At 69.6% G+C, this 14,179-nt stretch carries 12 protein-coding genes and 1 pseudogene; 8 read left to right on the top strand and 5 right to left on the bottom strand.

The features are described from left to right. Positions 1 to 1,282: 1,282 nt before the first annotated feature. Together ABIA33_RS35250 and ABIA33_RS35245 are read left to right on the top strand one after the other, a co-directional pair. Positions 1,283 to 1,984 (top strand): hypothetical protein, encoded by a 702-nt coding sequence (locus tag ABIA33_RS35250; protein ID WP_370087736.1) that lies wholly within the window; start codon positions 1,283 to 1,285, stop codon positions 1,982 to 1,984. A 9-nt stretch (positions 1,985 to 1,993) separates the two neighbouring features. Beyond that, a complete protein-coding gene (locus tag ABIA33_RS35245; protein ID WP_370087734.1) occupies positions 1,994 to 2,770 on the top strand; it encodes a hypothetical protein in 777 nt (258 codons plus the stop codon). Between the two features lie 364 nt (positions 2,771 to 3,134). On the opposite strand, the gene ABIA33_RS35240 is transcribed toward ABIA33_RS35245, so the two are convergent. Together ABIA33_RS35240 and ABIA33_RS35235 are read right to left on the bottom strand one after the other, a co-directional pair. Continuing rightward, on the bottom strand, positions 3,135 to 3,548 hold the full coding sequence (locus ABIA33_RS35240; RefSeq protein ID WP_370087732.1) for a hypothetical protein: 414 nt from the start codon (positions 3,546 to 3,548) through the stop codon (positions 3,135 to 3,137). 242 nt (positions 3,549 to 3,790) lie between these two features. Next, entirely contained in the window at positions 3,791 to 4,126 is a 336-nt protein-coding gene (locus tag ABIA33_RS35235) for a hypothetical protein (RefSeq protein ID WP_370087730.1), read from the bottom strand. A gap of 303 nt (positions 4,127 to 4,429) precedes the next feature. Between ABIA33_RS35235 and ABIA33_RS35230 the strand changes: the two genes are divergently transcribed. Beyond that, positions 4,430 to 5,371 (top strand): ADP-ribosylglycohydrolase family protein, encoded by a 942-nt coding sequence (locus ABIA33_RS35230; protein ID WP_370087728.1) that lies wholly within the window; start codon positions 4,430 to 4,432, stop codon positions 5,369 to 5,371. Then, the gene (locus ABIA33_RS35225; RefSeq protein ID WP_370087726.1) at positions 5,365 to 5,988 is read left to right on the top strand and encodes a hypothetical protein; all 624 of its coding nucleotides are present in this window, start codon (positions 5,365 to 5,367) and stop codon (positions 5,986 to 5,988) included. Before ABIA33_RS35230 ends, ABIA33_RS35225 begins: the two co-directional genes overlap by 7 nt. Before the next feature lie 66 nt (positions 5,989 to 6,054). Here the strand turns inward: ABIA33_RS35225 and ABIA33_RS35220 are convergent, their stop codons facing one another. Continuing rightward, entirely contained in the window at positions 6,055 to 6,927 is an 873-nt protein-coding gene (locus ABIA33_RS35220; protein ID WP_370087724.1) for a hypothetical protein, read from the bottom strand. 187 nt (positions 6,928 to 7,114) lie between these two features. On the opposite strand from ABIA33_RS35220, the gene ABIA33_RS35215 reads away from it, so the two are divergent. From ABIA33_RS35215 to ABIA33_RS35200, 4 genes are all read left to right on the top strand, one after another. Further along, on the top strand, positions 7,115 to 8,308 hold the full coding sequence (locus tag ABIA33_RS35215; protein ID WP_370087722.1) for a serpin family protein: 1,194 nt from the start codon (positions 7,115 to 7,117) through the stop codon (positions 8,306 to 8,308). Further along, a complete protein-coding gene (locus ABIA33_RS35210) occupies positions 8,296 to 9,261 on the top strand; it encodes an ADP-ribosylglycohydrolase family protein (protein WP_370087720.1) in 966 nt (321 codons plus the stop codon). Before ABIA33_RS35215 ends, ABIA33_RS35210 begins: the two co-directional genes overlap by 13 nt. Next, positions 9,258 to 10,079: an ATP-grasp domain-containing protein gene (locus ABIA33_RS35205; RefSeq protein WP_370087718.1), complete on the top strand. Its 822-nt coding sequence runs from the start codon at positions 9,258 to 9,260 to the stop codon at positions 10,077 to 10,079. Before ABIA33_RS35210 ends, ABIA33_RS35205 begins: the two co-directional genes overlap by 4 nt. Positions 10,080 to 10,254: 175 nt before the next feature. Continuing rightward, positions 10,255 to 11,784: a hypothetical protein gene (locus ABIA33_RS35200; RefSeq protein WP_370087716.1), complete on the top strand. Its 1,530-nt coding sequence runs from the start codon at positions 10,255 to 10,257 to the stop codon at positions 11,782 to 11,784. A 117-nt stretch (positions 11,785 to 11,901) separates the two neighbouring features. Here the strand turns inward: ABIA33_RS35200 and ABIA33_RS35195 are convergent, their stop codons facing one another. Beyond that, positions 11,902 to 12,564 (bottom strand): hypothetical protein, encoded by a 663-nt coding sequence (locus ABIA33_RS35195; protein WP_370087714.1) that lies wholly within the window; start codon positions 12,562 to 12,564, stop codon positions 11,902 to 11,904. A 65-nt stretch (positions 12,565 to 12,629) separates the two neighbouring features. Continuing rightward, positions 12,630 to 14,163 (bottom strand): annotated as a pseudogene (locus ABIA33_RS35190) (ISKra4 family transposase). Between the last annotated feature and the right edge of the window lie 16 nt (positions 14,164 to 14,179).

Below are 14,179 nucleotides of genomic sequence, written 5' to 3'. Positions count from 1 at the left end.
TCAGGGCGCCGCGTCGAGGATCTCGTCCAGGGTCGTGGTGCGCGCGTGGAGGGCTTGCAGGAGGGTGAACCGGAACCATGCGTCGAGTTGCGGAAGGAGTTCAGTGCCGAACCAGTGTTCGGCAAGGTGCGGCTCCGACAGCGCCTCCAGAAGGATCGCGGCGGGGCGCGGGTCGTCCGCGGGGAGGGGGGCGAGAGCAGCGCAGGCCCGGATCGCCCGATCCAGGTCGGTGAGCAGGCAGCGAGGGTCATCACGCCTGCGGCACGCTCACGCCGATCGACGTTGGTCGTCAGGACGGTGCGCAGTCGTGCGGCGGCGTCCGGTATCCGGCTGCGCAGCTGCGGAGCGTTGAGAAGGTGGCCGGCGACGCCGAGCGCAGCCTCGCGCGTGACAGGATCGGGGTCGGCCAAGTAGGTGGTCACTGCCTGGTAGATCGCGGGGCAGGCGGCGATGTCGACCGGGTCGTCGTACTCGTGGCTCTCCCTCGGTCTCGTCGTGGTGTCCGACCGACTCGGCGATCTCCCCAACCACTCCAGCAGCGCGGCGCGAAAGGGGCGGACCCGGTCGTCCCACGGGTACTCGCTCTCGTGCGCGGCAGAGCTGCGCGGATGGTCCAGGACCCGGCCACGTAGAGTGCGACCGGTGCGGTGCTGCTGTACAGCGAGCCCTGGTGCAGGACGGACATCTGCAACTGGCCCCAGGGCATGGGCCTGGACCTGGGGGTCCTCGTCGAGCAGGCCGACCAGCAGAGTGGGCGTATCCTCGGCCGACCGGCCACTCCACGCGAACCTCGGACGCGATGGCGCCTTGATCCTTTCGGCTCCGTACCTGTTCACTCAGCAGATGAGTGAGAGCGATGTCGACCTGGGTGCCTGGGCCGTGCTGTCCGAGGGCTATCACCCTTGCGAGCGCATAGCGGCCGCGTGGTTGCGCGGTTTGGGCAGCAACCGGGGTGCACCAACGGAGGTCCTTGTCAGTCTCTTCGATCCTGTACCGCGCTGACCTCCCGTCCGGTGTCCTGGACGCGGCGGTGGTCCACCCCGTGAGGGCAGTCCGTGTCACAGCGGCAGAATCGGGGAGTCTCTCGCCCGAGCAGTGGAGCCGACTGCTCGGCGCCACTTCGGGAACGGCGCTCCGCAACGCCCTGGCGGAGCTGGCAGCAGAACAGGCAGCACACCGGGCCTCTGGGGCACGGGTCGGTGTCGAGCGAGCGCCCGACTCCGCATCCCGACCGCCTACGGGTCCGGCCGAGATCGCGGCGATGGCAGCCACCGTTCCGGACGTGACCGCCGATCACCACACGTACGCGGTGTGGTGGATTGCCGCCCTCCACGACGACGCCGAAGCCATGCGTCAGCTCGCGGTGTCGCCGAACCTGCAAATCCGCCGCAGCGTCGCCCGCGCCCAGCACCTACCCCCGGATGTGGCGGACCTCCTTGCCCACGATGAGGACCGCATCGTGCGCCTCTTCCTCACCGAGTCCTGCGATGACGCCCCAGCGGAGGTGCTCCTGGACGTGTGGAGCTGGTGGCACGGCAGCTTTTCGTTCCCGGGGCGCCCCCGCAACCACCCCAACATCCCCCGTCACAACCTGCACCGCTTCGCCCTGGACCCGGAACCCCGTATGCGCCTGCTCGCGCTCGACGATCACGCGTCGGATGCCGCCCTGGTCGAACAGTTCAGCCGCGATCCCGACGCCCAGGTGCGACGCGCCGCCGCCGGCGACCCACGCCTGTCGCCCCAATCCGCCCTCAGGCTGGTCAGCGATCCCGACCACGCTGTCCGCAGCACGGCCTGGCGAAACCCGGCCCTGCCACCGGAAGCCCTGATCCCCTTGCTCCTCGATGAACACACCGCCGAAGACGCCGCCCGGAACCCGACGATTCCGATGGCCGCCATGAACCGCATGATCGCCCTGGCGACTGCGCTGCCTGGGTCGGGCCGAAACGGACGAAGGCGACGCTGTGCCTGCGCTACTGACTAGGCTGCGGGCATGACGGAGCACCCCGGATTCGGCGTGATGCTGGCGCGGTTGCTGGACCACAGAGAGTTCAGCGTGGAGGAGCTGGCCGATTGCGCCGGGTTGACGGTAGACGAGATCCGAGCAGTGCTCGCGGGGGAAGCCCCCAGCGAGGGGCTGCTCCGACGGATCTCACCTGCCGTGGGATTCCACACCGTCGATCTGTTCATCCTCGCGGGACTGGCGGTCCCGGACGACATGGCGCCGTTGGACGCCGCGGCCGAGCAGTGGGCACCGTACATCGTGATGGACGCGGTGCACCTCCCAGTAGCGGCACGACGTGAACTCCTGCTGCTCATCCGCTCACTGCCGCAGGAAGAACGGCTTTCTGTCTTCGCCCCGAGGCGGCTCGCACCCCTTGCGGATCCGGGCGGTTGGGTCATCCGCATGCTCCAGTACCGCAATCTGAGCTGGACGGGCATGGGGAAAACCCTGGCAGTCGTGACGCCCACCTACCTGTCGGCGTCCACCTACGGGGTGATCAGCTCTGGTCGCCAGGAGTTGACGCCCCGCTTGGTGACGGACTTCGCAGCCTTGCTGGGGATCGACGCCCAGGAACTGGCTGCGCTGACGGGCGTCTACCTGAGCGAGGTGCCGCCGTCCCCGGCCCCGGAGGCGGTCGACGCCGCGGCTCTGCTGTGGGAGGCGCGGCGCCTCTCTGCCGCCCAGGCAAGGCGCGTCTCCGAGTTGGCGGGCTCCATGCGCGGGGACTCCGCCAACGGATACTTCATCAACCTGCCTGGAGCCTGACACCCGCCGGGCACGCACCCGCGGGACCGTCTGTCGGCTTACGTAAGAGGAACCCGACCGAACATTGTGATCTTGCTCGGTCGGGGTGATCGACCTGCGCTGACGGCGTCGGTGATCTGTACGCTGAGCGGGGGCTTACCGTACGCTCCGAGCTTGAGTGAACGCGTCGGCTACGCGAGATGCAGTCTGGACAAGCAGGACCTCACCGCCCAGCGCGAGATCCTACTCAGCCTGGACGTCCCGGAGGACCGGATCTACCTCAGCGCCTGATCACGAACTGCTGTGACCGAGCAGATCAGTTGGCCAGTATGAGCGGCGTGGTTGGTCAGTGATCCACAGGTGGCGTCGCAGCCCCCAGCAGCGGCTATTGATCAATGTCGACGGGGATCCCACGGGTGCGGAGTCGGGCCATCAGGATTTCCATCTCCGACAGCGTTCCTTCCAGACCGTCGCCGCTCAGTTCGCTGACCAGTTCGCGGGCCCGCGACAAGGAGACTGCTGAGACTTCCCTGAAGACCTTCAGGGCCGGGACTAGGCTTGGCATCGGGCCGGTGAGTCGCAGCCGGGCTGGTCCGTGGGCGGCGAGCAGGGCCTCTCGCACATCGTCGGGCGCCGTCCCGGGGCCTGAGTCCTCGCATATATAGGTGCCACAGGCCGCGCAGGAGAACTCGGAATCCGACCACAAGGCATCGTGGAGGATGAACTGGTTCACCTGCCGGACCGCCATGGCGCCGCACGCGAAGCAGCGTGTTGCGATCTTCGCCGTCTGACCGCTCACTCGGGCTCCCTGGTGTTCTCCCCCTGCTCGCAAAATCCTCTCGCGGTCGACGGCGCGAGCGCGACCAAGTTCGGTCGCTACAGCGCTGAGCGTGGGGCTGGCCAACACTCGCGCTCAGTGCCGCAGACTTCCAACGAGTCGCAACTCAGCCCTTCACTCCACAGGACCTGCACCCAACCGCTCTTGCTCGTCGTGCTGCCTCTTTCAGTACCCGCGCCGGGCGTCATCGACCGCCACGGCGCTCAGGGGATCACGTTGTCCGGCGACAGGACCGGCTCGACCCACGCCGCGAAGCCGAAGATCGATCGCTTCGTCAGCTTTCCACCACTGTCGTCGAAAAGAGTGCGCCGGACTCTGCGGCTCTGGCGCACCAGATATGGCAGCCCCTCGACATCGACGATCCCGCACTCACCTGCGCCAACATCCACCGGCGCGTCTTCGACGCGGCTAACCTCCCAGCCAGCCTTGCCAGCCAGATGCATCCATACCTGGATCGCCCGCTCCGGCTCATCTGCAGCCCAGCTGGTGCCCACTCTGGCGATGATCTGGATCGGATCAGTTCGCTCATCCATCGTCATGACAGCCCCTCCTATGGAGACGCGATCATCGCAGCCCACGACGCAGGATTCGAACAAACCTGCCGCCCCGTCGCGAGCAGTGAAGCCGAAGGACTCCGCCGCAAACGACCAAAGTGCCCGGCGGATCAACTAATTCGGGTGAAATCGGTCCCTCTCATCAGAGCGACACCACTGTTGCGCCTACCCGGTGCCCGAGCATTTCTTGACCTGCACAAAGCAACGCGATGCTTGATCACCGCGATCGGGAGCAACGCCGCATATCCGTTCGCCACCTCACGGCGAAGGCTGGCAGCATGACGAGGCATGAGCCCTCGCCGCGCCGCTGCCCGCGACAGTATCCACGGACTCGCCCTGGGCGACGCCTTCGGCGAGCGCTGGTTCCCCCTGATGCGCACTCCCGACCAGGCAATCGCGCAGATCAAGGACCGGCGGACGCCACCGGAACCGAAGTGGCACTGGACCGACGACACCGCCATGGCGCTGGGCCTGCTCCGCGCCCTGTACGACGACGGCGAGATCCGCCCCGACCACCTCGCCTTGGTCTTCGCACACACCTATATGGCTGATCCGGCCCGGGGCTACGGCTACGGCATGCACCAACTACTCCCCATACTCGCGGACGCACCCGCGTCCTGGCCCACAGCCGCCCGGGACCTGTTCGAAGGGCAGGGCAGCCTGGGCAACGGCGCCGCCATGCGCACCGCACCGCTCGGCGCCTGGTTCCACCAGGACCTCGACCGCGCCGCCACCCAGGCCACCATCGCCGCCCAGGTCACCCACCAGCATCCAGAAGGCGTGGCAGGCGGCATCGCGGTCACCATCGCCGCCGCCCTGGCCGCCGCCGGCCGGACCACACCGCACACCGACGCAGGCGAGTTCATTCGGCGGACCGCCGACCTCACCCCACCCAGCCGGGTGCAGGACGGACTCCACCACGCCGCCGAACTGCCCGGCGACATCGCACCGTGGCAGGCCGCCGACCTGCTCGGCAACGGTCGCCGCATCCGCGCGGACGACACCGTCCCCTTCGCGCTCTGGTCCGCCGCACACCACCTCGACAGCCTCACCGACGCCCTGTGGACCACGGCCGAGGGCCTCGGAGACGTCGACACCACCTGCGCGATCACCGGTGGAATCGTCGCCGCCCGCACCGGCATCACCGGCGTACCCACCAGCTGGCTCACACGCCGCGAAGCCCTCCCCGCCTGGGTCGACGCCCCGACCCCGGACGGCCCTGCATGGTGAGCAGCTTCCACACCCTGCGGGCACGCGTCCACGACCAGACGCTTCTCCCGTACCGGCGCTTGTCCGCCCTGCGGACCTGCTTGCAGATGTTCTCCCCGTACGGCTTTCAGGCGACCTACCACCACCTGGTGATCAGCGCCCGTATCCCCGGGCACCTGGACCGCGACCCCCAGGCCCTGGTACGCGCAGTGGACGAACTACACGCCGCCCGTGCACTCTGGCTGCCCGCCGAAGCCCTGTACGCCGAGCGCCGCCGCACCGAGAAGGCAGCCGGGCAACGTCAACCTCACCCCCGGGACGCATGGCGAGCCTGGACACGCGGCTGGAACAACCTCGGCTTCTACTGCCCCGACCCCCGCCGCCACCCCGACCTCGCGCTCCCCGACGCCATACGCCACGCCCTCGATGTCAGGACTGCCGTCACTGCGGGCACCTGCCCCCTGGGCCACGGCGCCAACTCCACTACGTGGAAGGACGGCACCCGCCGCTATCAGCTCTGCAGCACCTGCGGCATCGCCCTGAGTGCACACTACGACCCCGTCAACCTCCGCCGGATCGAGGCAGACCAGCAAACCTGGCACGACATCTGGCACCGGACCGACCGCACGGAATCCTGAAACCGGGGACTACACCGGTGGAGAAGATTGCCGGCGCCCAAGCCTCCAATTCCCGTGAAGAGCCGGCTACCTCTCCGAGCGCTGGCGAAGGGCGGCCAGCACGTCATGCGCGGTACGCCGCTTCTCCGGGTCGTCCTGGAGGGATGCGTACAGGTGTTGGGCGCGTGCGGCCTGGCGGATGTCCCCCAGGAGCGTCAGCTCCTCGGCGAGGCCACCGAGGAGGGCGGCGTCACGTGGCCCGCAGTCCAGCATGCGAAGCAGCGCGCAGCGCGCCAGTTCGGTGCGCCCCTGGCGTCGGGCCAGGCCGGCCCAGTGAAGGTCGCCACCGTCCGTCGGCGTTTCGCCTCCGGGAGCCGCGTGTTCCAGGACGAGTTGACGAAGGGAGGGGCGCGGCAGAGTGTCGAGAAGCCTGTAGGCGCAGTCCTCGTCGGCGTTGAGCAGCAGGTGGTCGGGTTCGGTTCGCAGCAGCGCGCCGTGCAGGCGGCGGATCAGCTCCTGTCCCGGGGGTTGCGATAGTCCTAGGGCGACCAGCAGGGCCGTGCGGTCGCCGTGGAGTTCGGGACCGTAGTACTCGCCGAGTTCGCTCTCGGTCTGGGTGATCGCCTCGATGAGGGCGGTGTCGTCCATATCCGGGCGGAGGTGGGTGTAGTCGTGCCAGCCGGGCAGGCCGATCAGTACCTCCAGGGCTTCCTCGACGCTGTCGCCGATCAGGCCTGCCTCGCCTTCGGAGCCCGCGTACAGGACCGCTCCGTCGGCGCAGACGAAGTACGTGCCGCCGGTGTCGTCCCCGGCGATCGGCTCGATCGGCGCGCCCGAGGCCAGGCGCACCGCCTCAACGTGTTCGGCCCGCATCAGGTCGAAGTTGAACGGGTACGCGGCGAGTTGAGCCAGTTCGGGGTGCTCGCGCAGCAGTTGCAGGGCACGGGAGGGGCGGTTCATGCGGGGACGCTACCAGCAGCGTCCTGGCCCGGGTGTGGCAAGGGACCAGTCCTGGTTCCCGGTCTCGGGAAGGTCGCAGCGACACCACAGTCACGCCAGAGGTTCGACCAGCGGTGAACTATTCGTTCGCCCAGCCCCGAGGCGGGCTCTAGTCTCACGGGGACCCAGGTTCGAGGAGAGGACTGGCATGACCAACACGGCTACGGTGCGTTCGGTCAATGCGCTGACCGCCAGCTGGGCTTCGGTCCTGCCGGATCGGGGTACAGTGTTCGCCGCTGCGGGAGTGTGGCCGCTGCTGGCCCTCCTGGCCGGCAGCGCCGGCGGGGCCGCCCGGACCGAACTGGCGCAGGCCCTCAACGCCCCGGCAGAGGGCGCGGGGGCGCAGGCCCGGCACCTGCTGGCCACGACGAGCGCGATGCGGGGCGTGAAGGCAGCCCTCGGGCTCTGGACTCGCGAAACCCTTCCGGTTGAGCCGGCCTGGCTGGACACACTGCCCGCCCACGTCCACGAGCAGCTGACCGGTGACCCCGTGCAGGACCAGGAACGGCTCGATGCCTGGGCCAAGGAGTGCACAAGCGGGCAGATCGACTCCATGCCGGTCACCTTGGACAAGGTCACTCTGCTGGTCCTGGCCAGCGCCCTGATCGTCCGCACCGACTGGATCCGGCCCTTCGCCTCCGGCGGGATGGAAGCGGAGGCGGGGCCATGGCAAGGGCTGCCCCTGGCCGGACTGTCCAGGGCCACCCGCCTGCTGGATCGCGTGGGGGTGGCCCAGACACCGGCCGGTCCCCTCACCGTGCTGCGGGTCCTCGGCTCCCACGGGGTCGACATCCACCTGTTCCTCGGAGCGGAGCCGGCAACACCGAGCCAGGTACTGACCGCAGGCGTGCACACGCTCGACCACCCGCGAACCGTCACCCCGGGCAACCAACTCCCCTACGGCGCCCCCGGCCCCGGACTGAGCGTGGAGCGGGTACCCAGCATGGACGGCGAACCCCGCCTCCATGTCCAGACAGTGCCCTTCACCCTCGCCGCGCACCACGACCTCCTCGACTCCCCCGATCTGTTCGGCCTTCGCACCGCGACAGACTCGTCCCAGGGACACTTCCCCGGCATCAGCCGCACCCCGCTCGCGATCCAGTCCGCCGCCCAGACCATGACCGCCACGTTCACCGCACGGGGCTTTCGCTCATCGGCCGTCACCGCCATCTCCGGGATCGGCGGCGGCATGCCGCGCTACCCGTACCAGGCCCGCGAGATCACTGCCCGCTTCGACCGCCCCTTCGGATTCCTCGCCGTCCACCGCACCTCACGACTCGTCCTGAACGCCGGCTGGGTCACCGAACCCGACCTCCTCGAAGAACCGACATGGGAACAGTGACCGCGATGCGCCCGCAGGACCGAGCAGGACGGCTCGAAGGCGCCGTCGTCGGTTGGGCGGTGGGCGACGCGCTGGGCGCGCCGTTCGAATTCGGGCTGAGCGGGATGTTCTCCAGCCGCTTCCCGAGGCCAGGCGGGGTGGACGGCAACGAACTGTGCGGGGGCGGTGGCTGGGATCCTGGCGAAGCGACCGACGACACCCAGATGGGGTTGCTGGTCGCCGAGTCGCTGCTCGCCTGCGGCGCCCTGGACCTGCCCGACATGTTCGACCGCTTCCAGCGCTGGGCTGCCGCCGATCCCAAGGACAAGGGGATCCTCACCGAGACCGTCCTGACCGGACGTCTTCCCTGGGACCGCGCTGCCAACGACTACTTCAACCACAACATGCACGCCGCCGGCAACGGCTCCCTCATGCGCGCCGTCCCGGCCGCCCTGTACTACGCGCGCCACGACCAGGCCGTCCGCACCGAGGCCGCGCGCCGCATCTCCGCGCTCACGCACGCCGACCCCGCCACCGGCTGGGGCTGCGCCATCTACCAGGAACTCGTGATCGCCGCCCTCAACGGCCAGAACGTCCACACCGACCTGCTCGCCGCCCTCGCGCTGGTCGAGGAACCGCACCGCGCACGCTGGCAGACCGTCCTCGCCCCCGACTGGCATCCCCTGCGGGCGACCGAGTCCAACGGCGCGGTCTGGCCCACCCTCGGAACCGCCCTATGGGCACTGCGCACCACCTCCACCTTCGAGGAGGCACTGCGGGCCGTCGTCGACCTTGGCGGGGACACCGACACCGTTGCGGCCGTCACCGGCGGCGTGGCCGGCGCCGTCCACGGCCTGACGGGCATCCCCAGACGCTGGACCGACCGCGTCCACACCCCGCTCCCCGGCTTCGGCCCCCGCATCCGGCACGCGGCCGACCTCACCGACCTCGCACGAGAACTCGCAACACCATGAACACCAGCAGGCACGAGCAGCACGGCCACCCGGAGAGCAGTCCCGCGGCGACTCTCGTCCTGCCTCCCCGGCTCACCGACTCAGCCACCTCGCTGCGCGACACCGCCCAGGCGCGCGGCATCCGGACCGTGCAACTGCCCACCTTCACCGTCCCCACAGGACTGCAGGCGCAGCACCTGCATGCCGGTCCGGGCTTCGCCGACACGGTCGCCGAGAATCTCGGCATCGCACTGCTGGAGGCCCCGGCCGACTGGCTGGCCACGCTCCCCGCACAGTTCACGCGGCGCGAGGTGCGGGCGATGCCGCTCGGTGAGGCGTATGCACTGCGGCGTCCGGTCTTCGTGAAGTCCCCGAACGACAAAGGCATTACGGCGCGCGTCTACGCCGACGGCTCCCGACTGCCGGGCCCGGACGCCGTGGACCCGACGACCCTGGTACTGGTCAGCGACGTCGTCACCTTCACCAGCGAGTTCCGCCTGTTCGTGCTCGACGGCCACGTACGCACCGCAAGCCGCTACGCCCAACACGGCCGACTGAGCCTGGGCCCGGTAAGCCGCGAGGGGTCCGCGTTCGCGGCCAACCTCCTGGCCGCCTGCGCCCACACCCTGCCGAGCGCGATCGTGATCGACATCGGCACGATCGCCGACAACCAATGGGCGGTGATCGAGGCCAACGCCGCCTGGGCCAGCGGCCGCTACACCGCCGACCCCGACGCACTCCTGGACGTCGTGCTCCGAGCCGCCGCACCGACCTCGCGACTCAGCAGGCGCGACAGACCATTCGTTCGACCTCCGCGCAGCACCACGGCGTCTCATTGAGGCGGGCGCTTGCACGAGCAAGCCCCCGGCCAAGCCTGCTTTTCGAGGCGGCAAGCCCGAGATCACGCGGACGGCAGGTCCTGTGTCCGCATCCGCGACGGCAATCTCGATGGCCGCCGGACGCAACGGCCAGCTAGCGTGGCTGGTCACGGGCCTGGGGCCGATGGAACGAGGAATGGGGACGGTCATGGGCGGGGCGGGATCCAGTGCGGCTGCTCTGGGCGCGGAGGTACTGCGGGCGCTGCGTGATTTCGCGGCCGGTGCCGCTGGTTCCGCCGAGGTGCTCGCCAGCGCCCTGACAGCGTTGGAGTCCGGGAACGGGCTTCGCGCTGTCTCCCCGATGTGGTGGGGCGACTTCGACCAGGGTGTCCGCTGGAACGGGTGGTGGACGGTGCGGTCCGCCGAGACCAACGACACGCTCCGCGGCCTTCTGCCGACCCCCTGGCAGTGGGCGGTGTCTGTCTGCGCTGCCGACGGGCGACGACGCGAGTCGGCTCTCCTAGCGGACAGCGCACCGATCGGGCATCCGGTGCTGCTGCCGTTGCTCGTGGTGCGCTGCTCCGACTGGGCCGAGCCGGTGCGCCTCCGTGCCGAGCAGCGGCTCGCGCAGACGCTCGCTGCGGCCAGTCCGGCGGACCTGGCTCAGGCATGCGCTGTGGCCTGGGCCTGCGAGACTCGTACACGCGGCGCAGGGGCGGCACTCCTGGTCAACGAGCGGCTGCCGGAAGCTGATCCGGCCGTGTGGCGGCACCTGTTCGCGCTGCCGGACCACCGCACCCGGCGCCGGGCACTGGCCGAGGCGCTACGACTCCATGCCCTGCCAGCCGAGGAGCTCGTCGGGCTCGCGCTGCGCGACGCGGACGTCAACGTCGCACGCCGCGCCGCCGAACACGTCCTGCTGCAGACCGTTCCCGCAGTCGACCAGCCGGTCGCCGCCTCCGCGCAGTTGGTGATCGACCGGCTGTTGACCGCCCGCGCCCCCCAGGTCCGCGCGGCAGCAGTCACGGTGCTGCGCCGTACCCAGCGCCCCGACCTGGCCGCCGCCTTCCTGCTGGACCGCTCGACCCTGGTCCGCGAGACCGCCCGCTGGGTCGTGCGCAGCCACGACCAGGACCCCGCTGCCCTGTGCCGTGGCCTGATCGCCCGGCCCGGCTTCGTGGCGGGCGCAGGCGCGGTGAGCGGGCTAGTCGAGTGCGGGGACGCCAGCGACGTCCCGTGGTTGCGTCTCCAGTTGGACAGTTCCCAGGCAAAGGCCCGCGCCGCCGCCGTAAGCGCGCTCTCCGCCCTGGCACCGATGGACAGCGAGGAACTGTTGACACTGCTGGAGCAGGACCCCTCCCCTTCGGTCGGCCGCGCGGCAACCGCGGCACTGGTCCCGCACGCCCATCGCATCCCGCCGGTGCGGCTGCGGGCCTGGTTGTCACCCGGGCAACGGCCGAATCTACGCATTCAGGCCGCCGTACTTCTCCGGGCCGCCGACACCTGGACCCGCCTGGAGACGGACCTGCAACTACTCGCCGACCCGAACCCGGCCCTGGCGCGGACAGCCCGCGCCGATCTGCGCACCTGGACCACCCTCAGCTCCCCCGGCAGCGGGCACCCAACAGCAGAGCAATCAGCCTCGGTCAAGGCCCTGCTGGCCTCAGCCGAGGACCTGCTCGACACCTGGACACTGCGTCAGCTGCGCTTCCGAATCCCGACCTGAGCACTAACCCCCGGGCACCAACGAAACCGGGTGCAGTTCCCCTGGAGTGAAGTGCTGAGTGGTGAATCTCCGGGATTCTCCTCCTGTCGATCCGGTTCGACCTGATTTCCGGTGGCCTCAGGTCACGTCGAGGTCAACACCCGTTGCCTTGGAGTATCGCTTGGCCCAGTCGGCAACTGCGTCCTTGAAGCGAGAGCCAGGGCGTCGGCTTGTCGGTTCCTCGCCGCGCTCGCGGAGCTTGGCGACGGCAGCTTCCTCGAGTGCTTGATCGCCTGTGTGGCGTGCGAGGAGGAGTGCTTGCGCGAGTCGGGCGGGCTCGTTGGTGTCGGGGGCGAAGGACCAGACACTGCCGCGGCGGACGTGGGTCCGTGCCAGCAGTAGCTGGCCCAAGTCGTGTTGATCGCGAACGAAGCGGAGGCAGTCAAGAGCGTGCTCGTTGATGGACGCGACTGCCTCGGCGGACAGGCCGCCGGTCGCTGACCAGGTGTAGCAGGCAGACTGCGGGATGTTCGTCATCGCTGCTGCTCCCGATGGTGGAGGGTGCTCGATCCGGACAGCGGCTCCGCCGAAGGTCTTCATTCGGTCGTATAGAGCGGCGTCGAAGGTAACGAGGCCCCAGCCGAAGGCCGCCTTGGCGTGGACGTCTTTCCAGATCCAGAGACTGGACTGCAGTGGGCCTTGATCAAACGTCAGGTTGCCGCGCTCGACTCGGTCGGGCTTCACACCCAGGAGTTCGACGACTTCGTCCGTCACTCTGCCAATCGTCCACGGTCTCGACATGAACGCATCCTACGGATCACTGCTGCCGACAGTGGGTGCAGTTTTCCTTCGGGTGCAGTTCGCGGTCAAGCGGTGAGGGTGTATGTGCGCTGATCGGGGCTGGGGTAGAGCCGTTCGTGCTCGTAGGCGGCGTGGTAGTGCCAGTAGGGGTCGAGGTCTCCATTGGCCATCAGGGCGCGGAGTCGGAGGACTGCTTCGGCTCCGGGTAGGCCCCAGCGGGCGCCGGTGATGTCGAGGCGGTCGGCTATCAGGTGGCGGCAGGCGCCTTCGATCGCGCCGGTGGCGATGGGCCAGCCCTGGTCGAGGGCGGTGTCGTAGTGGAGCTGGTCGAGGTGGCCGGTCAGGTAGCGGTGGCAGGCGGCGACGGCCTCGCGCCGGGCAGCCGTCAGGTGTTCCCGGTCGGCTTGGGCTGTCATCTCATCGGCGGTGCGCGTGGCGTGGCCTGCCAGGATCGCGGGTCAGGTGTTCGGCGGCCCAGGTCTCGGCCTCGGTGGTGCCGGGCTTGTGGAAGGCGTGGGACGCGGTCCAGACGTATTCGGCGACGTGGACGAAGTCCAGCAGCACGTGCACGGTGACGCCGCGTCGCAGGGTCTCGGCGGTGATCAGGTCGAGCTGGTGGCGGGCGCCGTCCACCAGGACGACCCACGGTCGCAGGTGCTTCGGGTCGCGGGCTTTGGCTTGGTCGAAGGCGTCGGCGATGACCTGCTCGGGTGGGCGGACCAGGGAGGCGGTGCACCACTTGTTCTCGGCTCTCGGGCCCGGGCGGGCGGGGCGTTCCTCACTGCGGCCGCCGGGTGGGTGGATCACGTCGTGCGGGCGTCTGGGTGCGGGGCGGGTGTCGAAGACGCAGGCCACCGTCGCCATCCGCTTGCGGTTTGGCTTCTCGCCCGGCGAGAGCCGGCCGCGATGACCGGTCGCGGCCTTCTCGGCGGCCCGGCGGGTGGCCTCGCGCAGGGCCTCGGGCCGCATGACCACGCCCTTGCCGTCGACCTGCAGGACCAGCGGCATGTCCTGGCTGCACGGGAGCGGAATCCTCGCGCGGTAGAACGCATCGACGTCCACGGCCGCGGCGACAACGAGTTCCTCCAGGCGCCGTTTGCCCAGTACTTTCCCGCAGCGGCGCGTCACCGCGTCCTGGGCCTGGTCGAACGAGCCGCGCACTGCTTCGGTGGCCGCGAGCCTGCGCAGGCCCATCGAATGCCGGCCGGCAGGTAGGGACAGGGCGGCGTCGGCGAGGTGGACGTTGCAGGCGCCGGGACCGCGGTGCGCAACGCGGGTGACACGGACCAGCCCGAACACGGTGGCGAGCCAGCGTGCATGGCCTGGTTCGCGCCAGGGCCTGGGCCCTCCCTCAGGACCGAGCACGACGGGTCGGGCTCCGGCACGGACCTGGTCCTCCTCGCGATGGGCGCGCAGGTCCAGGTGGTCCTGCAGCAGCTGCCGCAACAGGTCCCGCCCGGCCGCGTCCAGGTGTTCCTCCAGTTCGGCGTGGGTCCAGGTACCGGCCTGGCCGCCTGACAGGGTGTCCGTCAGCGTCTCGAAGGCACTGACCGAGCGGGCAAACGGGTCAGCGGTGGCATCAGGGTCGTAACGTGTCATCTCCGGGGCTCTTCTC

The organism is Streptacidiphilus sp. MAP12-16 (assembly GCF_041262165.1).
Classification (GTDB): domain Bacteria; phylum Actinomycetota; class Actinomycetes; order Streptomycetales; family Streptomycetaceae; genus Streptacidiphilus.
Note: the sequence above shows the minus strand (reverse complement) of the source record. Positions and strands in the feature narration are given on the sequence as shown.